This is a genomic window from Curtobacterium pusillum, from assembly GCF_007673235.1.
Classification (GTDB): Bacteria; Actinomycetota; Actinomycetes; order Actinomycetales; family Microbacteriaceae; genus Curtobacterium; species Curtobacterium pusillum_C.
The window spans coordinates 73,806-95,445 of sequence record NZ_VDZH01000007.1 but is presented as its reverse complement, the minus strand read 5'-3'; the positions used below and the strand labels follow the sequence as shown (position 1 = coordinate 95,445).

16 protein-coding genes and 1 tRNA gene are annotated in these 21,640 nt (G+C 71.9%); 10 read left to right on the top strand and 7 right to left on the bottom strand.

What is annotated here, in order from left to right:
- Window positions 1-59 precede the first annotated feature (59 nt).
- The gene (locus FS532_RS17310; protein ID WP_144757050.1) at window positions 60-1,163 is read left to right on the top strand and encodes a substrate-binding domain-containing protein; all 1,104 of its coding nucleotides are present in this window, start codon (window positions 60-62) and stop codon (window positions 1,161-1,163) included.
- A gap of 158 nt (window positions 1,164-1,321) precedes the next feature.
- Entirely contained in the window at window positions 1,322-1,693 is a 372-nt protein-coding gene (locus tag FS532_RS17305) for a hypothetical protein (RefSeq protein WP_144757048.1), read from the top strand.
- A 113-nt stretch (window positions 1,694-1,806) separates the two neighbouring features.
- Here FS532_RS17305 and FS532_RS17300 read toward each other — a convergent pair whose 3' ends face one another.
- The 3 genes from FS532_RS17300 to dcd are packed head-to-tail and all read right to left on the bottom strand — an operon-like array spanning window position 1,807 to window position 3,296.
- The gene (locus FS532_RS17300) at window positions 1,807-2,136 is read right to left on the bottom strand and encodes a HepT-like ribonuclease domain-containing protein (protein WP_144757046.1); all 330 of its coding nucleotides are present in this window, start codon (window positions 2,134-2,136) and stop codon (window positions 1,807-1,809) included.
- Window positions 2,133-2,648, bottom strand: coding sequence for an XRE family transcriptional regulator (locus FS532_RS17295; protein WP_144757044.1), 516 nt, complete (start codon window positions 2,646-2,648; stop codon window positions 2,133-2,135). Before FS532_RS17295 ends, FS532_RS17300 begins: the two co-directional genes overlap by 4 nt.
- A 60-nt stretch (window positions 2,649-2,708) precedes the next feature.
- Window positions 2,709-3,296 carry a dCTP deaminase gene (dcd, locus tag FS532_RS17290; RefSeq protein ID WP_079237998.1) on the bottom strand — a complete coding sequence of 196 codons (588 nt, stop codon included), beginning with the start codon at window positions 3,294-3,296 and terminating at the stop codon, window positions 2,709-2,711.
- Between the two features lie 89 nt (window positions 3,297-3,385).
- Between dcd and FS532_RS17285 the strand changes: the two genes are divergently transcribed.
- Together FS532_RS17285 and FS532_RS17280 are read left to right on the top strand one after the other, a co-directional pair.
- Window positions 3,386-4,477, top strand: coding sequence for a GNAT family N-acetyltransferase (locus FS532_RS17285; RefSeq protein WP_186322115.1), 1,092 nt, complete (start codon window positions 3,386-3,388; stop codon window positions 4,475-4,477).
- Between the two features lie 129 nt (window positions 4,478-4,606).
- Window positions 4,607-6,652, top strand: a complete 2,046-nt coding sequence (locus FS532_RS17280; protein ID WP_144757040.1) for a cytochrome c oxidase assembly protein — start codon at window positions 4,607-4,609, stop codon at window positions 6,650-6,652.
- Between the two features lie 102 nt (window positions 6,653-6,754).
- Here the strand turns inward: FS532_RS17280 and FS532_RS17275 are convergent, their stop codons facing one another.
- From FS532_RS17275 to FS532_RS17265, 3 genes are all read right to left on the bottom strand, one after another.
- The gene (locus FS532_RS17275) at window positions 6,755-9,598 is read right to left on the bottom strand and encodes an Ig-like domain repeat protein (protein WP_144757038.1); all 2,844 of its coding nucleotides are present in this window, start codon (window positions 9,596-9,598) and stop codon (window positions 6,755-6,757) included.
- 201 nt (window positions 9,599-9,799) lie between these two features.
- On the bottom strand, window positions 9,800-10,147 hold the full coding sequence (locus FS532_RS17270) for a hypothetical protein (RefSeq protein WP_144757036.1): 348 nt from the start codon (window positions 10,145-10,147) through the stop codon (window positions 9,800-9,802).
- A complete protein-coding gene (locus tag FS532_RS17265; RefSeq protein WP_144757034.1) occupies window positions 10,137-11,210 on the bottom strand; it encodes a DUF6177 family protein in 1,074 nt (357 codons plus the stop codon). Before FS532_RS17265 ends, FS532_RS17270 begins: the two co-directional genes overlap by 11 nt.
- A 245-nt stretch (window positions 11,211-11,455) precedes the next feature.
- Between FS532_RS17265 and FS532_RS17260 the strand changes: the two genes are divergently transcribed.
- The 6 genes from FS532_RS17260 to FS532_RS17235 all read left to right on the top strand — a co-directional run bounded on the left by FS532_RS17260 (window position 11,456) and on the right by FS532_RS17235 (window position 18,032).
- A tRNA-Gly gene (locus FS532_RS17260) sits at window positions 11,456-11,526 on the top strand.
- Window positions 11,527-11,712: 186 nt separating this feature from the next.
- Window positions 11,713-12,663, top strand: coding sequence for a class A beta-lactamase (gene bla, locus FS532_RS17255; RefSeq protein ID WP_144757032.1), 951 nt, complete (start codon window positions 11,713-11,715; stop codon window positions 12,661-12,663).
- Between the two features lie 59 nt (window positions 12,664-12,722).
- A complete protein-coding gene (locus FS532_RS17250; protein ID WP_144757030.1) occupies window positions 12,723-13,982 on the top strand; it encodes an NAD(P)/FAD-dependent oxidoreductase in 1,260 nt (419 codons plus the stop codon).
- A complete protein-coding gene (locus tag FS532_RS17245; protein ID WP_144757028.1) occupies window positions 13,979-15,094 on the top strand; it encodes an FAD-dependent oxidoreductase in 1,116 nt (371 codons plus the stop codon). The genes FS532_RS17250 and FS532_RS17245 overlap by 4 nt, the downstream gene beginning before the upstream one ends.
- A gap of 26 nt (window positions 15,095-15,120) precedes the next feature.
- Window positions 15,121-16,680 carry an ABC transporter substrate-binding protein gene (locus FS532_RS17240; protein WP_144757026.1) on the top strand — a complete coding sequence of 520 codons (1,560 nt, stop codon included), beginning with the start codon at window positions 15,121-15,123 and terminating at the stop codon, window positions 16,678-16,680.
- Window positions 16,677-18,032, top strand: coding sequence for a M20/M25/M40 family metallo-hydrolase (locus FS532_RS17235; RefSeq protein WP_144757024.1), 1,356 nt, complete (start codon window positions 16,677-16,679; stop codon window positions 18,030-18,032). Before FS532_RS17240 ends, FS532_RS17235 begins: the two co-directional genes overlap by 4 nt.
- 110 nt (window positions 18,033-18,142) lie before the next feature.
- Here the strand turns inward: FS532_RS17235 and FS532_RS17230 are convergent, their stop codons facing one another.
- Window positions 18,143-21,586 (bottom strand): HtaA domain-containing protein, encoded by a 3,444-nt coding sequence (locus FS532_RS17230; RefSeq protein ID WP_144757022.1) that lies wholly within the window; start codon window positions 21,584-21,586, stop codon window positions 18,143-18,145.
- Window positions 21,587-21,640: the final 54 nt, after the last annotated feature.

Sequence of the window (21,640 nt, the reverse complement as noted above, 5' to 3'; positions counted from 1 at the left end):
ACCCGGGCGCACGAACCCCTCACCACAGCACCACTCCTCAACGAAGAGAAAGCAATCACATGCGCAAGAAGCTCATCGCCGGCATCGGCCTGGCACTCGTCGCGGGCCTCGCCCTCAGCGGCTGCTCGGCTCGTGACTCCTCCGGCTCGGACTCGAGCACGGCGATCAAGAAGGGCGACCTCATCGGTGTGGCGCTCCCGGCCAAGACCTCGCAGAACTGGGTGCTCGCGGGCGCCGCGTTCGAGAAGTCGATCGAGAAGGCCGGCTTCAAGGCCGACATCCAGTACGCGAAGGCCGACGGCCCCGTCCCGGACCAGCAGGGCCAGATCTCGACGATGCTCACCAAGGGCGCGAAGGTCATCATCATCGGCGCTGCCGACGGTTCGCAGCTCGGCTCGCAGGTGAAGGCCGCGAAGGCGAAGGGCACCACCGTCATCGCCTGGGACCGCAACATCCTCAACACGAAGAACGTCGACTACTACGTCGCCTTCAACAACTACAAGGTCGGCCAGCTCCAGGCGAACGCGCTGCTGCAGGGCCTCAAGGAGAAGAAGGGCAGCGGACCGTACAACGTCGAGCTCTTCGCCGGTTCGCCGGACGACGCGAACGCGACGGTCTTCTTCAACGGTGCGATGAGCGTCCTCAAGCCGAAGATCGCCGACGGAACGCTCAAGGTCGTCTCCGGCCAGACCACGTTCGGCAAGGTCAACACGCAGGGCTGGCTCGCGCAGAAGGCCCAGTCGCGCATGACCGACCTCCTGTCGCAGTACTACTCGGGCGACACCAAGCTCGACGGCGTCCTGTCGCCGAACGACACCCTCGCTCGTGCGATCCTCACCGCGACGAAGGCCGCCGGCAAGGACAACCCCGTCGTCACCGGTCAGGACTCCGAGACCGCGTCGATCCCGCTCATCATGAAGGGCGAGCAGTACTCGACGATCTACAAGAACACGACCGAAGAGGCCCAGGCGGCCGTTGACCTCGTCACGACGCTCTCGAAGGGCGACAAGCCCGACACCAAGATCGACAAGACGAACAACTACAACGGCGTCAAGACGGTCCCGGCGATCGAGCTCACCCCGATCCTCGTCACCAAGGAGAACGCGGTCGAGGCCTACAAGGGCAACAGCACCCTCGAAGACCTCGCGAAGGCAGGTCAGTAGTCCCTCCTGAGAGAACGGGCCCCACCTCATCGAGGTGGGGCCCGTTCTCGTTGCGCGGGGTACGCGAGCGGTCCCGCCAAGCGCGGACTGCGCGGCATGTTGCGCTGGGCTACTTTCGACCCAGATGAGGTTTCATCGAAAGATCAAAGGGGATCGAAATGAAAATGCTCACCAAGCTCGCGGCCGTCGCCGCAGCGGCAGGAGTCATCGTGGGGATGGGGGCCCTCCCGGCGCAGGCCGTGGGGACGAGTTCGCAGCCGTGCCCGGGCGGTTCCGCCGTCGGGCACTCGTCGACGAACGGCGGCGCAGACACCGTTGCCTCCAACTGCAAGGGGGCCCTCCACGTCTACGTTCGCCAGTGGTACACGGTGACCGGTGGGAAGGTCTACCACACGGATTGGAAGAAGAGCAACAACTACGTGACGACCGTGAAGCAGGCCAACCCCGGGTACCCCGTCTACCAGGCTGAACACCGGTGGGAGCCGAGCGTGGTCGGAGCGGGCGGCCCGCCGCCGATCTTCTTCGAGTGACACCCCGACGACCCCGTCTCGCCTCGGCGAGACGGGGTCGTCCCGCGTCCGCGACGCGACCCGGTGACGGCCTGGAGGCACGGTGCGGCCCCGCCACGCGCCTCCAGGCCGTCTCACCCGTGCGCAGCCCGCAGGCGGCGCACCGCCTCGCACAGCGAGGGCACGTCCACCCGTGCCGTCCCGAACACCACCGCCGGGGTCGTGTCGAAGTAGCGACGGGTGAGCCGCTCCCCCAACAGCGAGACCCGCGACCACGGGATGCCCGGCTCGGCGGACGTCACGGCGCTCGGGAGCATCCGCACGGCCTCGCCGATCTCGACCAGTCGCATCCGGACCGCGTCGTAGACCAGGTCCTCCGGCAACGTGTCGTCGTCCACGTACCGGCGGATCACCCCGCACGCGCGGATGACGTCGTCGAGGCGGTCACCGACGTCGCGGCTCACAGCGGGACCGCATCCCGGACGGCATCGATGCCCATCCCCGCGGCGTCCACGACGTCGACCCGGACGCCGAGGAGCTGTTCGGCCGCGTCCTGGATCCGCATGAGCGCGAAGATCCCGAGACCCGGCTCGAGGTCCACCATGAGGTCGACGTCGCTGCTCGGGCCCTCCTCGCCACGGGCGACGCTGCCGAACAACCGTGGGTCGCGCCCGCCGAAGCGGTGGACGATCGCGCGGAGCTCCTGCCGGACCGCGGTCACCCGGTCGCGGAGGGGCTGCGGTTCCTCGACGGGGAGCAGGTCGATCACCGTCGTGAAGCCCGCGGCGAGCAGCAACCGTTGGAGCGCCACGAGGGACGGCTCGCGACGACCGTTCTCGTAGGTGCTGATGACGCTCTGCGTGACGCCGGCCCGCACGGCGAGCTGCACCTGGGTCAGCTCGGCGCGCTGGCGGGCATCGCGGATGAGCTCGGCCGCCGACACCGGTGGCGCGGGCCTGGGGAGAACTGCGGACATGCTGTCACGATACACAGCGTGCGAAATTTTGTATCGACATTTCGTCCCGCGAGCTGAGGCCTACGGGCGGCGGGACACGTCCGTCCGCAGGAAGTTCTGCGCCGAGCGGGACGGCGTCGGCCCGCGCTGCCCCTGGTACCGCGACTGGTACTCGGCCGAACCGTACGGCTTCTCGGCGGGGCTCGACAGCTGGAAGAAGCAGAGCTGGCCGATCTTCATGCCCGGCCAGAGCTTGATCGGCAGGGTCGCCACGTTCGACAGCTCGAGGGTCACGTGCCCGGAGAAGCCCGGGTCGATGAAGCCGGCGGTCGAGTGGGTGAGGAGCCCGAGGCGTCCGAGCGAGCTCTTTCCCTCCAACCGGGCCGCGATGTCGTCGGGCAGCGTGACGACCTCGTACGTCGAGCCGAGGACGAACTCCCCCGGATGCAGCACGAACGCCTCGTCGGGGTCGGTCTCCACCAGACGGGTCAGGTCGGGCTGGTCCACCGCGGGGTCGATGTGCGGGTACTTGTGGTTGTCGAACAGCCGGAAGAACTTGTCGAGCCGGACGTCGATGCTCGAGGGCTGGACGAGCGAGGCGTCGTACGGGTCGAGCCCGATCCGGCCTTCGGCGAGCTGGGCGGTGATGTCGCGGTCGGAGAGCAGCACGCGCAGAAGCCTAGCGGCCCCGCGGCCGGCTCGATATGCTGCGAGGCTGTCCAGCGTCGGGCGGCGTCACACTGCCGGGAGGAACCGACATGACCGCGTACACCGTGCACGAACTCGACGTGCCCGCCACCATGGACGACGACCCCGCGAAGGTGCAGGCCTTCTGCGAGTGGCTCACGGTGTCCGACGCTGCCGAGGTCGCGGTGCACGGGCTGACCGAGCTGTCGTGGAAGCCCGAGGAGTACCTCCCGATGTGCCACGAGCCCGAGGCGCCGAGCCGACTCTTCGTGGTGCGCGACGCCGCGGGTGCCGTCGTGGCCGCGGGCTCGTACGACACGAAGCAGGCCCCGGGGACGCCGAACTGCTGGATCGCGATCGGCGTCGCCCCCGAGCACCAACGCCGCGGCGTCGGCACGCTGCTCGCGGACCACCTCGAGCAGCTCGCCCACGCCGAGGGCCGCACGCAGTGGAAGACGTACGCGGTGTCCCGGCAGGTCGGGCCGGCGTCGGGGCACGACTTCGTCGCGGCACCGACGGGGTTCGGCGCGGTTCCCGCCGACGAGGCCGGCGTGCGGTTCCTCACCGGACGCGGTTGGCGGTTCGGGCAGGTCAACCGGATCAGCCGACTCGGCCTGCCGACGGACCACTCGGTCGTCCGGGAGCTCCACGACCGCGCGGTGGCGGCCGCGGGTCCGGACTACCGCGTGCACGCCTGGACCGGGCGGACGCCCGAGCAGTGGCTGGACGGGCTCGCGCTGCTCGAGACGCGGATGAGCACGGACGCCCCGAACGGCGACATGGACGAGCCGGAGGACGTCTGGACCGCCGAACGGCTGCGGGAGCACGAGGCGGAGCTCGCCCGAGCGCCGCGGACGATGCTCACGGTCGCGGTGGAGCACGTGCCGAGCGCCACCCTGGCCGGTTTCACGCAGCTGGCCGTGCCGGACGACCCGGCCCGTGCGGTCATGCAGTGGGACACCCTCGTCCTCCGGGAGCACCGCGGGCACCGGCTCGGCTGGCTCCTCAAGGTGGCCGGCATCGAGCACGTGGAACGAGACTTCCCGGGTCGGCCGTCGATCATCACGTTCAACGCCGAGGAGAACCGGCCGATGCTCGACGTCAACGAGGCGGTCGGGTTCGTGGGTGTCGGCAGCGAGGGGATCTGGGAGCGCCGCGTCTGACGACGCGACCCGAGGCGGACCGCAGCCGGATCCGGCGACTCTCCCCACCGGCACGGCCTGACCGCCGCTGGCGCGTCGCTCAGGAACCGGCGGCGTGGGCCCAGCCGAGACGCCTACCATTGGACGGTCATGACCGTCACGTCACCCGAAACCCAGCCTGGAGGCGCGGCGCCGGAATCCGCGCCCGTCACCGCGCGCACGTCCACCGTCGCGACGGTCCTCGTCATCGCGATCCCGCTCGCGGTCGCGTGCTCGATCCTCGGGCTGACGCTCACGGGAGCGTTCACCGCGAACCAGCAGCTGGTGTCCGCGGGCGACCTCGTCGAGTACGGCCTGCCCGTCGCGCGGGTCGTGCACGACACGATGGCGGCGCTGACGATCGGGCTCCTCGTCGTCGGGGCGTTCGCGCTGCCGGCGCAGAAGAAGGACCACGGCGCGATGTCGAGCGTGCAGCACCGGGCGTCGCGCTGGGCGGCTGCCACCGGTGCGGTGTGGTTCCTCGCCGCGGTCGTGAGCATCGTCTTCACGGGGGCGAACACCCTCGGCGTCCCGCTCACCAGCCCGGTGTTCGCGCGGAACTTCATGCTCTTCGCGTTCCAGGTGGAGATCGGGCAGGCGCTCGTGGTGTCCGCGGCGGCGATCCTCGTCGCGACCGTCGTCGCGGCCTTCGCCACCCGGGTCACGACGCTCGCCGTCGCCACGGTCGCCGGGCTCTTCGCGCTGCTCCCCCTCGCGCTCTCCGGGCACGCAGCCGGCTCACTCGAGCACGCGAACGCGGTGAACTCGCTCGCGGTGCACCTCGTCGCGGTGTGCGTGTGGGCGGGCGGCCTCGTCGCCGTGCTCGTCCTGCGCACCCGGACGAAGGGCGCCACCGGCCGGGTCGTCTCGCGCTACTCGACCCTCGCCGGGTGGGCGTTCGCGGCCGTCGCGTTCTCGGGCATCGTGAACGCCTCGCTCCGGCTGACCGGCCCGCTCGACCTCTTCACCACGACGTACGGGTGGCTCATCACGGTGAAGGCCGTGATCCTCGTGCTGCTCGGGCTCGCCGGGGTCGTGCAGCGTCGCCGGCTCGTCCCCGCCCTGCTCCGCTCCCCGCTCGACCGGCGGTCGTTCACCCGGTTCGCCCTGGCCGAGGTCGTGTTCATGGCCGTGGCCATCGGCGTCTCGGTCGCCGTCTCCCGGTCCCAGCCGCCGATCCCGCAGACGCCGGAGACCGGCGAGGACACCCGTTCCGGCCTCATCGGCTTCCCGTACCCGCCGGCCCAGACCGTGCAGACGTACCTGACCGAGTGGCACATCGACTGGGTGTGGCTCGCGCTCGCGGTCGTCGGTGCCGGCTGGTACCTGCTCGCTGTCCGGAAGCTCCGGAAGCGCGGCGACAAGTGGCCCGTCGGACGAACGATCGCGTGGCTGCTCGGCTGTGCGCTGTTCATCTGGACGACCTCGGCGGGACCCGCGGTCTACGGGATGATCCACTTCTCGTCGCACATGCTCCAGCACATGCTGCTGATGATGTTCGTGCCGCTGCCGCTCGTGCTCGGCGGCCCGGTGCTCCTCGCACTGCGGACCCTGCCGGTGCGGAACGACGGCTCGCGCGGTGCCCGTGAGTGGCTCATGCTGTTCACGCACTCGCGGTACATGCAGTTCCTGGCGCGGCCGGCCGTCGCCGGGGTGATCTTCGCGGGCTCCCTCGTGGTGTTCTACTTCACGCCGGCGTACGAGTACGCCATGCAGTCGCACGAGTGGCACGTCGCGATGATCGTGCACTTCGTGTTCAGCGGGTACCTGTTCTTCTGGGTGTTCGTCGGTGTCGACCCGGGCCCGCAGCGCCCCCAGTACCCGATCCTCATCATCGCCCTGCTCGCGACCCTGGCCTTCCACGCCTTCTTCGGCGTCGCGGTGATGACCTCGCAGTCGGTGTTCGCGCTCGACTGGTTCCACGCGCTCGGGCAGACGAACGACGCGGCACTCCTCGACGACCAGCACACGGGCGGCGGGATCGCATGGGGCGCGTCCGAGCTCCCGATGGTGTTCGTCGCGCTGCTCGTGGTGCGGAACTGGGTGAAGTCGGACTCCCGGGACGCGAAGCGCCTGGACCGCAAGGCCGAGCGTGACGGGGACGCCGATCTCAAGGCGTACAACGAGCGGCTCGCCGCGATGCACGACCGCGACTGACCGTGGTGTGACGAACGCGGGGGCGTGACCGACGCTGGACGCAGAACCGCGCACCGTGCGGGGGTCGCACGGTGCGCGGTTCGTGGGTCGGTGCCCGGACGGTTACTCCGCGGACTCCCGGGCGGCGCGGGTCCGCCGGATCATCAGCAGCACCAGGCCGCCGAGGAGCAGGGCGGCCGCGAGGCCGATGCCCGTGCCCATCGCGAGCGGCGAGCCGGTGAACGCGAGCTCTCCCGCGCGGGGCGTGCCGCCGGTGGCCGACGGCGCGTGCGACGGCGACGCGGTCGGGTCGGTACCCGGGTCCGCGACCGGGGCTGCGTCGACGACGACCTGGAGCGAGGTGCTCGACGCCGCGAACGATGCGTCCCCGCTGTACGCGACCGTGACGGTGTTCGTGCCGACCGGCAGCGCGTCGGTCTCGCAGCTCGTCTCCGGCAGCGTGGCCGTGCACAGGACCGTACCGTCCGCCGCGGTGAACGTCACCGTGCCGGTCGCCCCCGCGGGCAGACCGGAGGCACTCAGGCGCACCTTCTTGCCGACGGCCGTGTGGGCGGTGTCCGTGGAGGCCACGAGTTCGGTCGGCTGCGCGGTCACGACCAGGTCGAAGGGCTCACCCTCGGCCGGCTCGTAGTTGTCGTCGCCGCTGTACTTCGCGTGCACGCGGTACTTGCCACCGGGGAGGTTCGACGGGACCGCACACGTGGTCTCCGGCAGCGTCGCGGTGCAGAGGACCGTGCCGTCGTCCGTGACGTAGTCGATGGTGCCCGTGGCGTCCTTCGGGACCTTCGGGGTGTCGAGCGTGGTCGTCTCGCCGTGCGTGACCGTCACCGTGGTGTCGGACGGGACGGACGGGTCCGTCGGGTCGGACGGCGACGACGGAGTCGGCGTCAGCGTCGTCGACGCCTTGCGCACCGTGAGGTCCACGGCCATCGCGGTCGACGCCGCGTACCGGCTGTCGCCCGAGTAGACGGCCGTGACGGCGTGCTTCCCGGCGGAGAGACCGGTGACGTCGCAGCTCGTGTCCGGGAGCGTCGCGGTGCAGAGGACCGTGTCGCCCTCGCGGAACTCGACGGTCCCGGTCGGCGCGGCCAACGTGCCGTCCTGGCCCTCGAGACCGTCGACGCCGAGCGTCACGGTCTCGCCGTACGCCGCGGACCCCGGGTCGGCGGTCAGCGCGATCTCGGTCGGGACCTTCGAGACGACGAGCGATCCGGTGCCGCTGGCAGCGGTGTGGTCCGAGTCACCCTGGTACGTCGCGGTGATGCCCCGCGTGCCGACCTCGGAGGTTGCGACGGTGCAGGACGCGACGCCGGAGGCGATCGTCGCGGAGCACAGCGTCGAGCCCGTCGTCGTGTCGGTGAAGGTCACGGTGCCGGTCGGCGTGGTGCCGCCCTGCGCTGCGCCCGACGCCACGGTCGCGGTCAGGGTGGCGCGGTCCCCCACGGTCGCGGTCGCCTCGGACACCGTGACGGCGCTCGACTGCGGCTCGACGGTGACGGCGCGGGTGATCGTGATCGCCTCGGCGTCCGTCGATGCCACGACGGTCGACACGGTGGCGGTGCGGGTGGCGCCGGACACCGTGTACGGGATCGTCAGCTGCGGGAGGACGGTGCCGGGGGCCCGGTTCGCCGCTGCCTGGTCGCACGTGACGACCTGCCCGGACGCGGTGCAGGTCCAACCGTCACCGGTCGCGGTCGCGGCAGCGGGCGTGAAGCCCGCGGGGAAGGTGGTCGTGGTGCGCACGAGCTGCGACTCCGACCCGCCGTCGGCGGAAACGGTCGGGGTGACCGTGTAGGTGCCCGAGCCGGCGTGCGCGACGCTGGTCGTGCCTCCAGTCTGGGCGGTCAGCACCGGCACCGGACCGGCGGCCGTCGTCGTCTTGAGGTAGTTGACCTCGTGGATGTCGTTCTGCCCGCCGGTGCCGGCGACCCAGCCGTAGGTGAGCTTGTAGGGGTAGCCCGTCGCGGGGTCGATCCACGACGAGTCGATGTTCGCGGCGTTCCCCGACGTCGCGAGCTTCGGCAGTGCGCCCGTGACGACCTGCTGCGTGCCGCCGATGGAGGTGAAGACCACCGCGTACTGACCAGCCGGCACGGACACCGAGGTGTTCTCCTGCGCGGTCAGCGTCGACGACGTCGGGTTGATGACGATCTCGACCGGGACCTTCGCCTGGGCGCGGTCGGTGACGCCGGTCTTGTTGAGCGAGCCGGTGACCTGGGTCTTCGACTGCACGCAGTACCCGGTGGAGCCGTCGCCCGGGCCGCGCACCGTCACGGCGTTCGCGTACAGGGTGCCGTTCGTCCCGGCGTCGGCGGTGCAGCCGGTTCCGCCGAAGTCGCGGTTCGCGAAGTTGCCGAACCGGTCGAGGCCGATGCCGAGGTAGGCGTGCGACAGCCCCTGCGCGCCGTTCGCGGCGCTCGCGCTGTACCCGAGCGACCCGCCGAGGTACCCGATCTTCGCCGGGACGGCCGGGTTGTACGGGTCCGTCGCGGCCAGGTAGAACACGATGCCGTCGGCCGAGTTGCCGTTGTACTGGTAGCTGTTGAAGACCGCGTCGATGCCCTTGGTGATCGGCACCGACTGCTTCGCGCCAACCCCGCCGGACTGGTTGTTCTCGTTCGAGGTCAGACGGAGCGCGCCGGAGCCGTCGATGTCCGCCGTGTCGGAACACGTGGGGATCGAGCCGGTGTTCGAGCCGGACGACGGGCGAGCGGTGAGGCACGCGACGTTCCCGGAGGACGCCGTCGTCGCCGGCAGGATGTAGCCGCTGCCGGCGGTGGAGCCGGTGAAGCCCTCCTGCACGAAGGTGGTCTGCGCCGGAGCGGCGGCCGACGCGCTGGTCGCGCCCGCGCCCACGAGCGCGAGACCGGCGAGACCGGCGACCACGAAGCCGGCGAGGATGCTGCGAGCGCGCGCGACGGCACGCTTCTGGGGTTGTGTACGCACTGGAGCCCTGTTCAGTGAGAAGAGCGGTGCCGACGAGGAGCGTGCGCGCCCGGCTCGTCGGCTCGGGTGTTCACACCGTAGAGCCGGATCGGGTACTCGCGGGTCTCGAAACCGGAGTTCGCACCACAACTGGGGACACGCGCGGGGTGGATCGGCGCAGCGACACCGCGCGGGTGCGCGCAGCGCACCGCGCGGCGTCGGTCAGTCGCCGTGCACGATGCAGACCGCGTCGAGGTCCAGCGCGGCCTCGAGCGCAGCGGAGATGCCGGACTCGCCGTCCGCTCCCGCCGGGGTCACCGTGTCGACCCACCACAACGGCGTGGACAGGGTCGGGGCGTCTGGCAGGATCCGCTGGACCTCGTCGAGGGAGTCCACCCGCCGAACCCCGAGCACCGTGATCACCGGGTGCGTGGCGTCCCGGCAGACCTGCATCATCGGGCCGTCGTCGAGCGCCCGGACACCCCAGGTCTCGTCGTGCAGGAGCAGTGCCTCGGCGACGTCGCGCGTCTCCACTGCGTCCCGGCAGAGCAGGGTGACGTCACGGGGCACCGTGACCACCGAACGCGTGCGAACCAGAACCACCGCTGACGTGCCCGTCGAGCGTGCCCTCGTCGTGCGCCGGGTCGAGCGGGGCGCCACCGACGAGGTGCAGGAAGCGGTCCTCGTCGATGCGGTCCAGGAACGCCTCGAGCGCCTCCCACCCGTCGTCGAACCGCACCACGAGCCCGCCGCCGCCGAACGTCGACGTGGTGGTGCGCGGTGGCGGCCAGACGCCGTCGCGGTCGAGGAACTGCGACGCCTCTGGTCCGACGACGACCGCGAGGGGCGTGGGTTCGCCGTGCGACACCGCGCGGACGAGGTGGTCGGCGTCTCCACGACGCTGCATCACCACGCCGAACACCGGCTCGACGTCGTCCGCGACACGGTGCACCGCGTCCAGCAGCTTCGTCGCGAGGGCCGGGTCTGCGCCGTCCTCGGGGATGGTCAGCACGGCGGACATCGTCTCGACGACGACCCCGTCGAGCAGGTGCGCGGTCATGGTCGCCGAGAACCCTTCGCCCACGGCGTACGAGGTGGAGATCGCCGGCGCCTCGTGCTTGGCGTACTGCGTGACGACCCAGCGGTCCCACGGCACGGTGAGCGGCTCCGCGGTACCCCAGCGCGTCGGGCACGTGTCCACCGTTTCGCACAGGGCCTCGATCGCGGAGCCGATGTCGATCGCCCGCTCGGAGTGGTGTCGGAGCGTCAGGTCGATGCTGATCTGTCGCACGGAGTCCGTCGCGACGGGGTGTTCCGGCGACTGGGTGCCCACGAGCTCGGGGCCGCGGCGGACGAAGTCCTCGATGCCGGAGGCAGCGACCCCCGTGCGTCCGTCACGCAACGTGCCGTCGGTGGCGACCACGGCCCACGCAGCCCCGTGTGCTCCCAGCGCGTGCCGCAGGGCGGGGGTGATGGATGCCTCCTGGCCGGTGCGGAGCACGACCATGCGGCCGGACTCGGACGCACGTCGGAGCAGGGAGGCGAGCGCATCGGTCAGCCACACCACCGGCGAAGCGGACTCGACCACGATGGCGGGGCCGACCACGTCGTCGATGAGGGGATGCCTGACCATCCGGGTCCTCCTCGGGGTTGGCGGGACGCTCGATCCACCTGGACGGTACACACGAGGACGACACCTGTCCGTCAGGCGGGCGGGCTCACAGCGGAGACTCGGGTGGGCCCGGCTCGCGTCCACGAGACGCCGCGGCAGCCGGCCTGGAGGCTCGGATCGCGTCCGCCACGCGGCGCACGGTGGGCGCTCGGCTGGCTTCCAGCGGAGAATCCGCTAGGCTTGCGTCGTCCCGCTGAGCGGGGTGCGCGAGTGTAGTTCAATGGTAGAACTCCAGCTTCCCAAGCTGGTAGCGCGGGTTCGATTCCCGTCACTCGCTCGGAAGCACGAAGGGCCGCCCGGATCGGGCGGCCCTTCGTCGTCCGGTGAAGAGGTGGTCAGCCCCGGACCACCATCGAGACCCACGACGTGGTCGCTGCTCCGGCGAGGTGGTGGGCTCGCCGTTCAGCGTGCTGATGGTGGGCGCGTGCGGCGTGGTCCCAGCCGGCCGAGGAAGGGTGAGCGGATGCGCCACCTCCGCTCGCCCCTCGTCGTCGCCGCGACGGCTGCACTCGTGCTCGTCGGGTGCGCGAGCGGCGGCAGCCCCGGATCGACGGGCACGCCGGCCCCGGTGAGCAGCACGCCGAGTCCGACCGCGACCAGCGTCACACCGGCCGACCGCGCCGCCGTCGCGAAGGCCCTCGCGGCGCTCGAACAGCAGTACGACGCCACCGTCGGGATCGTCGCGACCGACACGACGACCGGCGAGACCGTCTCGCACAACGGCGACCGCCGCTTCGGGTACGCGTCCACGCTCAAGGCCTTCGCAGCTGCGCAGTTCCTGCGGTCCGTGCACGGTGCCGCCCGTGACGAACGCGTGCACTGGACCGCGGCCGACGTCACGGCGGCGGGGTACTCCCCGGTGACGGAGCAGCACGTGTCCGACGGGCTGACGTACTCGCAGCTGGCCGAGGCCGCGGTCCGGCAGAGCGACAACACGGCGCTCAACCTCGTCCTCAAGCGGATCGGCGGGCCGAAGGGACTCGGCGACGCCCTCACCGAACTCGGCGACGCCACGACCCAGGTGGTCAACGACGAGCCGGCCCTCAACACGATCGAGCCCGGCAGCACCGAGGACACGACCACCCCGGCAGCGTTCACCGCCGACCTGGCGAGGGTGTTCGACGGGCACACGCTGGACGCCTCCGACACCGCGCAGCTCCAGGACTGGATGAGCGGCAACGCCACGGGCGACACCCTCATCCGCGCCGGCGCGCCGAAGGGGTGGACGGTGGCGGACAAGTCCGGTGGCGCAGGCGGCATCCGCAACGACATCGCACGCGTCACGACGACCGACGGCCACGAGATCACCATCTCGGTCCTGACGACCAGGAACGACCCGGCAGCGAAGTACGACGACGCCCTGGTCGCGAAGTCCGCCGCGGCGGTCCTGCAGGCGTTCGCCACCGAGGACTGAGCGTCACACGGCGTCATCGACGACACGTGTCGGAAACGGACCGCAACTACGATCGCGACATGCCCTCCCCCACCGTCGTCGTCGGCGCCGGCATCATCGGCCTCTCCACCGCCTGGCACCTCGCCGAGCTCGGCCAGCGCGTCGTCGTGGTCGACAGCGGCCCGGCAGCGGGCGGGACGACGACCGCGGGTGCCGGGTTCGTGGGCCTCTGGGCAGCCGGCTACGCCTGGTACTGGAACGAGTCCGAACGGGACGTCGAGCAGTACGGCATCGACTTCTACCGCCGCCTCGCCGAGTCCGGGAACGGCCCGACGGGGTACCGCCAGAACGGCAACGTCTGGCTGACGGTCACCGACGAGGGCCGCGCCGACCACATCCCGCCGTTCGAGGAGCACCGGTTCCGCCCGGCGGGCGCACGCACGCTCACCCCGGCCGAGGCCGCCGACCTCGTCCCGGGCCTCGACCCGTCCGCGGTCACGGCCGGCTTCTTCCACCCCGACGGCATCCAGATCAGCGCGCCCGACACGGCCGCGGCACTCGTCGGCGCACTCCGCGCACGCGGCGTCGCGTTCCGCGAGCACACCCCGGTCACCGGCCTGGAGGCACGGGACGGCTCCGTCACGGGCGTCCGGACCGCGAGTGGCGAGGTCATCGACGCCGCGAGGGTCGTGCTCGCCGCCGGCAGCTGGACGAACACCCTCCTCGCACCCTTCGGGCGCGAGCTGCCGACCGTGCGGGTGGTCGCGAGCCGCCTGGTGACGAAGCCGTTCGGCCTGCCGGGCACCCTGCCGACCCTGATGCTCCCCGAGCTGCAGGGACTGTGGATCCGGGAGCACCGCGGCGGCCTGACGTACGGCGCGGGCCGCGGGTACGAGCCGCTGTTCGTCAGCGGGGCCGACCGCCGCACCGAACCCGCACGCCGGCCGGTCCGCCCCGACCTGCTCGACGCCATGCGCGAGTCCCTGCACCCGATCGTGACGAAGCTGCTGCCGGACGCGGCGAGCGCCCTCGGGGCGGACGAGACCGCCACGCAGGGCGTCGTCTCGATGACCGCGGACCGGAACTTCATCGTCGGTGCCGTCCCGGAGGTCGCTGGGCTCGTGGTGGCCGGCGGCGACAACGAGTCCGGTGTCACGCACGGTCCGGGCCTCGGGCGGATCGCAGCCGAGCTCAGCGTCACGGGCACGACCACGCTCGGCGACGCGAGCCGCTACGACCCGGCGCGCTTCCCCGCCGAGGCCCCGAGCGAGCAGGACGTCGTCGGGCTGATGCCCGCTCGCCGCGAAGCCGACGCCCGACGCGCAGGAGCAGCCGCATGAGCACGACCGCACCCGCATCCACCCACGTCGTCATCGGTGCCGGGGTCGTCGGCGCTGCGACCGCGTACGCCCTGACCGCCCGCGGCGAGCGCGTCCTCCTGGTCGAGCAGCACGAGCGGGGGCACCACCTCGGCTCCTCGCACGGTGCGACCCGGATCTTCCGACAGGGCTACGCCGATGCCGAGTACGTCGCGCTGACGATCCGCGCGCTGGAGTTGTGGGAAGCGCTCGAGGCCGCGGGCGACACGACCCTGATCGACCGGACCGGCGCAGTGGACCACGGTCGGCCCGAGGTCGTCGACGCCATCGCCGCGGCGCTCTCGGACGCGGGCATCCCGCACGAGACCCTCACCCCGGACGAAGCAGCAGCCCGCTGGCCGGGCATCGCGTTCGAGGGGCACGTCCTCACGCACGCCACGGCCGGGCGCATCCGCTCCGCCGAGGCGATCGAGCTCTTCCTCACCCTGGCCGAGCGCACGGGGCTCGCCGACCTCCGGTTCGACACCCGGGTCGCCGGCCTCCAGGACCACGGCGACGCCGTGACCGTCACCCTGACGGCCGCCGGCGGCGACACCGAGGCGGTCCGCACCGCGTCTGTGGTGGCCGCGGTGGGCTCGTGGGCCCCCACGCTGATCGGTGACCTGCTCGAGGAACGCGGGGCGCGCCTCCCGGCCATCCGCGTCACCCAGGAGCAGCCCGCCCACTTCCCCAGCCACCTGCCGGACGAGGCCTGGCCGAGCTTCGTGCACTGGGCCGACGGCGACGACGTGTACGGCCTGCTCACCCCGGGTGAGGGCGTCAAGGTCGGGTTCCACGGGACGGGACCGGTCGTCGACCCGGACCACCGCGACTTCACGCCAGTACCCGCCGAGGCCGCGCGGCTGCAGGCGTACGTCGAGCGCTTCGTGCCGGGGGTCGACGCGTCGAAGCCGACGTTCATCAGCTGCCTGTACGACAACTCCCCCGACGAGGACTTCGTCATCGACCGTCGGGGCCCCGTCACCGTCGCGACCGGGTTCTCCGGCCACGGCTTCAAGTTCGCACCGCTGCTCGGCGACGTGATCGCCGACCTCGCGACCGGCGGGGCACCCCATCCCCGCTTCTCCCTCTGACGCTCCTCCCCACAGACCCAGGACCCATGAAGACCCGACTGATCAGCGCCCTCGCGCTCACCGCGGCCGTCGCCGCCGTCCTCTCCGGCTGCGCCGACACCGGCTCGTCGACCGACTCCGACGTGGACGGCCTCGTCGTGGGCACCACCGACGTCGTCACCTCCCTCGACCCAGCGGGTGCCTGGGACCGTGGCAGCTACACGGTGCAGACGCAGCTGTACCAGCACCTGCTCACCTACCCGGCCGGGAAGACCACCACGAGCCCCGAGGTGGCGAAGTCCTGCGACTTCACGGACGGCACCCACTACGTGTGCGAGATCCGCGACGGGCTGCAGTTCTCGAACGGCGACGACGTGACCGCGAAGGACGTCGTGTTCTCGTTCGAGCGCCAGGTGTCCCTCGGGTCGTCGAACGGACCGGGCTCGCTGCTCGCCAACATGGCCTCGGTCTCGGCGTCCGGCAGCACCGTGACGTTCACCCTGAAGCAGGCGAACGACCAGACGTTCCCGTACGTGCTCGCGAGCATGGCGGGCGCGATCGTCGACTCGAAGGTGTTCTCGAAGACGAAGGTGCACGCGAACGCCGGCGTCGTCGGCTCCGGGCCCTACGCGCTCGAGCAGTCCGCCGACAGCGGAGCGACGATCGCCCTCACCGCGAACGAGCACTTCGACGGCTCCGCCCCGGCAACGAAGCACGTGACGATCAAGCAGTACACGAAGTCCGCCGACCTCAAGCTCGCCGTGCAGAAGGGCGACGCGGACGTCGCGTACCGCCAGCTCACGCCGACCGAGGTGACCTCGCTGTCGAAGGACGACGGGCTGCAGCGGGTGCAGGGCAACTCCGGTGAGATCCGGTTCCTGGCGTTCAACCTCGACACCATGCCCGGGAAGGACGCCGCGGAGAAGCAGGCGATCCGGCAGGCCGTCGCCGCGTCGATCGACCGGGCAGCGATCGCGAAGGACGTCTACCAGGGCACCTACGCGCCGGCGTGGTCGATCGTGCCGACCGGGTTCGCCGGGGCGACGGACGCGTTCGAGGACCTGTCCGGGGACTCCGCGAAGTCGATCCTGCAGGACGCCGGCGTGACCACCCCGGTGACCCTGCCGATCGAGTACACGACCGACCACTACGGCTCGGGCTCCGACGACGAGTACGCGCTCATCAAGGAGCAGCTCGAGGACACCGGGCTGTTCCGGGTCGACCTGCAGTCGGCGAGCTGGGACACCTACGTCGGCAACGTCGGCAAGAGCGAGTACCCCGTCTTCCAGCTCGGCTTCTTCCAGGACTACCCGGACGCGTCGTCGTACCTGACCCCGGCGTACGGCTCGGCGGACGTGAACCTGCTCGCGAACGGGTTCGACGACACGACGGTGCAGGGGCTCGTCGCGTCCCAGGCCGTTCAGCCGGACATCACGAAGCGGAAGGCCGAGATCGAGCAGATCCAGCAGGACACCGCCGAGTCCGTGCCGCTCATCCCGCTGCTCGCCGGGCAGGAGAACGTGATCGGGCAGAAGTCGCTCACCGGGCTGTCGAAGTCCGTCGACGCGTCCGGACTCTTCCGCATCTGGGAGATCGGCCGCTCGTGAGCCCGTCCTCCCTGCGCACCGCGGTCCGTGACCGGATGGCGGAAGGCCTCGACGACCTCGCTGCGCTCGTCGCGATCCCGTCCGTGCACGATCCGGCCGTGCAGTCGCTCGACGACTGCCGCCGGGTCGCCTCCGCCGTGCGGGACGCGTTCGCGGACCTCGGCCTGGAGGCACGGCTCGCCACCACCGCGGACGGCTCGCAGGCGGTCATCGCCTCCACCCCCGCACCCGCCGGAGCACCGACGGTGCTGCTCTACGCGCACCACGACGTGCAGCCCGCGGGCGACCTGGAGGCGTGGACCAGCGATCCGTGGACCCTCACCCCGCGGGACGGCCGGCTGTACGGCCGCGGCGCGGCGGACTGCAAGGGCGGGATCGTCACGCACCTCGTCGCACTCCGGGCGCTGCGCGACGTGCACGGGTCGTTCCCGGTCGGGCTCGTCGTGGTCGTCGAGGGCTCGGAGGAGCAGCCGACCGACGGCCTCGAGGACTACGTCGCCGCGCACGCCGACTCCTTCGCCGGGGTCGACGCCGCCGTGGTGATGGACGCCGGGAACGCCGCTGCCGGGGTGCCCGCGCTGGTCACCTCACTCCGGGGCACCGCGGGTGTGGAGCTCCGGGTCCGGGCACTGCGCGGCAACGTGCACTCGGGGATGTTCGGCGGCGCCGCACCCGATGCCCTCGCCACCCTCGTGTCGCTCCTGGCCTCGCTCCGGGACGACGCGGGCGACACGACCATCGACGGGCTCGACGCCTCCGGCACCTGGGACGGGCTCCCCTACGACGCCGGACGGTTCGCGTCCGACGCCGGCATGCTCGACGGCGCCGTGCCGATCGGATCCGGGGATCCGGCATCCCAGGTCTGGGCACGGCCGGCGGTGACGATCGTGGGGATCGACGCGCCGGCCGTCGCGGGGTCCTCGCCGTCCGTGCAGGCCGCTGCGGGCGCTGCGCTCAACCTCCGGGTGCCGCCGGGCGTCGACCCCGTCGCGGCGGGTGCGCTGCTCGTGGCGCACCTGGAGCGGCGGGCACCGGCCGGGGTCGAGGTCACGGCGCGGGTCGTCGGCGGCGGCCCGGGGTTCTCCGCGACCGCGGGCCCGTACTCGGAGGCGTTCAGGGCCGCGCTCGCGTCGTCGTACGAGGTGCCGTCGGTGGGCTCGCTCGGCGGCGGCGGCTCGATCCCGCTCTGTGCGACGTTCGAGCGGGCGATCCCCGGGGTCGAGGTCATCCTCGCGGGGGTGTCCGAGCCCGCGGCGAACGTGCACGCCCCGGACGAGAGCGTCGACCCCTCGGAGATCGAGCACATGGCCCTGGCCGAGGCGACGTTCCTGGCCGCGCTCGCCGGGCGCTGACCGCGCCTCCGGTCCGGTGGGACCGCGTTTCCGGGTGCGGAGATGACCGTCCCGGTCCACGATCCCCGAGGATCGTGAACCGGAACGGTCGTACGCGGAACCGAACCTGGTCACCCGGCGGCCGGCACCGGTGCCCTCCTCCGGGTCCGGACCTGCAGCACACCCGTCAGGAGCAGCACGACCAGCCCGATCGCGAGGACCACGAGCCCGGCCAGGAACCCGATCACGACGAGCAGCAGGGTCTCGGTCGACATCCCGCCGCCGGACCCGTCCGTCGTCGAGGCCGCGGCGACCTGTGCCTCGGACCCGTCCGTCGTGGCGGCAGCGGAAGCGCCCGACACCGTGAACGGCACCGCGACGATCGTGCCGCGGTCACCGACGAGGACGACGTGGTGCCCGCCTTCCGACAGGCCCGCCGTGTCGACCGTGCCCGTGGCCGTGCCGTCGGCGACCGTGAAGTCGCCCGCCTGCACCGGCTCGGAGTACGTCCACGCGGTGCCGCCGGTGTCCTCGCCGGACCAGGCCAGCGAGAGGGCGAGCTCGTCGCCGGCACGGACCTCCTCGGGCAGTCCCGCGTCGGACGCCGACACGACGTCGATCTCACCCGCGTCGATCTTGCGCTGGAGGTCATCCGAGTCCGCTGCCGGGGCGGTCGGCGGCGCGGCGGCCGCCGGCGCCTTGGCCGAGTTCGGGTTCTTCGCCTGCGGAGCGGTGACCGCGGCGTTCCGGATCGTCGGCGCGCTCGCGGCCGGGGGCATCTGGACCACGGGCGGCTGGATGACCGTGGTGCCACCGTTGCCGCCACCGCTCGTCGGGCCGGTCGGCAGTGCGCCGGGGACGGTCTGCCCGGCGAAGTACACCGGGGTGAACGTCTCGAGGGCGGCGTCCTGGGCCCCGTGCGCGCCGATCGTGATGATGCCGCACTGCACGGCACCCGACAGGCAGTCCACGCGCTTCGTCGACTGCCCGGTGAACGCGGCCTTCGCGACGACGCCGGACTGCGTGAACCCGGCGTTCGCCGTCCCGCTGAACTTCGCGGTCGCCGCTGCTCCCGTGCCGGTGTTGTCCGGCCAGGCGACGAAGCCCTGCCCGTCCTGACCACCGCTCCCACCGCCGGGGATGTAGTCGTAGCCGTTGCCCGCGGCACCGCCGGCACTGGGGTACTTCGTGACGTAGCCGAACAGCACGTAGAGCCCGGAGCCGTTCGTGTTCTTCGAGAACGCCGATCCCTTGACGGTCAGCGTGCTGCCGGCCGCGGTGGTCGTCAGTCCGGTCGCCGGCTTGACGTTGGTCGAGGCGCCGCGGGCGTTCTTCGCTCCCGTGATCGATCCGTCCGCGCCGACGACGGTCGAGCCACCGGTGCCGCCCGGGTCGGTCGGGGCGGTCGGCTCCTGCACGGTGACGCGCAGGGTGGCGGTGCTCGACGCGACCCGACCGATGACCGTGTCGCCGATGCCGTTCGTCGCGATGGCCCGGTACCGGTCGCCGTCCAGCGCCTCGGTCGCGGTGATCCGCAGCGTGGAGGTCGTCGCGCCGGACACGGACCCGCCGTCCTGCAGGTCGGCCCAGCCGGAGGGGGTCTGCTTCTGCCACTGGAGCGTCGGTGTCGGCGAGCCCGTCGTCGTGGCCGTGAAACGGACCTCGGCCGGGGTCGCGCCGCTCACGGTGCCGTCCGCGGCCTTCGTCGCGCCGGTCAGGGTGACCGCGACGTCGGCGGGCTGCTTCGTGAACGCCGGCGTCGTGACGACAGCGAACGTGCGGAGGCCCTGGCCGGCGGGGTCCGTCGCGGTGTTCGTCACGCCGAGGACCGCACGGCCGTCGGCGGTGAGGACGAACGGGTCGCCCGTGTAGTTGTTGCCCGGCGCGTACTCGGCCACGACGGTGCGAGCAGTGCTGCCGTCGATCGGGTAGGCGCGGAGGACGTTCCCGGCGTCGGCGCTGCCGGGGGCTGCGACCCAGAGACGCTTCGCGGACTCGTCGACGGCGAGGAACGCGGCGCCGCCGTCCCGGTCGATCGTGGTCGTCACTGCCGGGGTGCCCCGGAGTGCGACGGCGCGGAGCTTCCCGTCACCGTCGTTGCTCCACCACGCCCGTCCCTGCGAGTCGACGACGGTCCCGCCGGCAGCGGCCGAGGTCGCCGCCGCACCGATCGACACGTCGGCGACGAGGGCACCGCTGGTGAGGTCGACGACCCGTGCGAGCGCGGCGCCCTGGTCGAACGACACGGCACGCTTCCCGCTCCAGTCGACACCGACCGAGCTGATCGTCCCGGCGACCGAGCCGATCAGCGTCGCGGTCCGGGTCACGGCACGGACGGTGCCGCCGGCGGGGCTGGCGCCGATCGGGTTCGACGTGCCCGAGTCGGTGGCGGCCACGCGCTGCAGTCCGGCGGAACCGCCGTTCGCCGCGGGGGCGATCTGCGCGACGATCGATCCGTCGGTGGGGTCGACCGCGAACGCCTTCGCGGCGGGCACGGCCACCGAGGGCTTCACGTGCACGACGTTCCGGTAGGCGGCGTCGGTGCCGCGCTCGACCACGACGTAGCCCTGCACGTTCGCACCCGTACCGCCGAACTCCGCGGCGGGCAGCGAGGCGGTGGCGACGATGTTGCCGGTGGACGGGTCGATGCTCGGCCTCGAGGTCGCGACGCCGGGGTCGATCGGCCCGGCGACCCGCTTGCCGTCGTCGTCCAGCACCAGGTAACTGGCCTTGGCGGTTCCGGCAGCGGGGACCTGGACGACGACCAGACCGTGCTTCGTGTCGCGGAGGACGGTCGTCACCCGCCCGATGGTGGTGTCACCGGCGGTGGTCTGCACACCCGTGCTCACGAGGCCCTGGACGCCCGGCTCGCTGAACTGCTCGTCGGGGTCCGATCCCTCGGCCGGCCAACCGCCCGTGACGTGCACGGACAGCGGGTCGAGCGCGGTGCCCGCCGAGTAGAACTGCGTCGGGTTGCTCCCGCCGGTGATGTCCGCCGCGAACGCCGCAGCGCCCGCCGCCGTGATCGTGGTCGGCAGGTCGGTCCACGAGTAGTCGCCCGCGGTCACCGCCCGGGTGCCCTTCGTGACGTCGATCGTGGCGAAGGCGATGCGCTTGCTGCCCGGGTCCGAGGTCGTGGCGCCCGTGGTGGGGTCCACGAGCCGCACGTCCACCCCCGCGGTCAGCGTGCCCGAGGTCGGCGTGAGCTCGATCGTCGGGTCGCTCAGCGTGATGACGAACGTGTGGGCTCGGTAGTCGAACACGACCTTGCCGGAGCCGTTCACGGTGAGCTTCCGGGTGCTCGCGTCGTAGGTGCCGTCAGCCGCGGTGAACCGGAACGTGCCGTCACTCTGCTTCGTGGCACCGTCCGTCGCGGACTGGCCGGCCGCGGGCACGTAGTTCCGGAACGACTTCTTGAACCCCCAGTCCAGCGTGCCTCCGGAGACGATGGAGGCGCCGGAGCCCGCGGCGACGGCGGGGACCGTGCCGACGATGGCCGACGTCAGGCCGATGATCGCGGCGACGGTGACGCCGAGCACACGGAGGTGCAGTGGCGGTCGGGTCTGGGTGTGCATGGGTTCCTCGGGTGGGATCGGGTGGATCGGGGCGGAAGAAGGGGGGTGCCCTGG

Excerpts from the sequence above, each read along its gene's own strand:
- FS532_RS17310 (WP_144757050.1), top strand. The coding sequence starts at position 60 with ATGCGCAAGAAGCTCATCGCCGGCATCGGCCTGGCACTCGTCGCGGGC.
- FS532_RS17305 (WP_144757048.1), top strand. The coding sequence starts at position 1,322 with ATGAAAATGCTCACCAAGCTCGCGGCCGTCGCCGCAGCGGCAGGAGTC.
- FS532_RS17295 (WP_144757044.1), bottom strand. The coding sequence starts at position 2,648 with ATGTCCGCAGTTCTCCCCAGGCCCGCGCCACCGGTGTCGGCGGCCGAG.
- FS532_RS17285 (WP_186322115.1), top strand. The coding sequence starts at position 3,386 with ATGACCGCGTACACCGTGCACGAACTCGACGTGCCCGCCACCATGGAC.
- FS532_RS17280 (WP_144757040.1), top strand. The coding sequence starts at position 4,607 with ATGACCGTCACGTCACCCGAAACCCAGCCTGGAGGCGCGGCGCCGGAA.
- FS532_RS17265 (WP_144757034.1), bottom strand. The coding sequence starts at position 11,210 with ATGGTCAGGCATCCCCTCATCGACGACGTGGTCGGCCCCGCCATCGTG.
- bla (WP_144757032.1), top strand. The coding sequence starts at position 11,713 with ATGCGCCACCTCCGCTCGCCCCTCGTCGTCGCCGCGACGGCTGCACTC.
- FS532_RS17250 (WP_144757030.1), top strand. The coding sequence starts at position 12,723 with ATGCCCTCCCCCACCGTCGTCGTCGGCGCCGGCATCATCGGCCTCTCC.
- FS532_RS17245 (WP_144757028.1), top strand. The coding sequence starts at position 13,979 with ATGAGCACGACCGCACCCGCATCCACCCACGTCGTCATCGGTGCCGGG.
- FS532_RS17240 (WP_144757026.1), top strand. The coding sequence starts at position 15,121 with ATGAAGACCCGACTGATCAGCGCCCTCGCGCTCACCGCGGCCGTCGCC.
- FS532_RS17230 (WP_144757022.1), bottom strand. The coding sequence starts at position 21,586 with ATGCACACCCAGACCCGACCGCCACTGCACCTCCGTGTGCTCGGCGTC.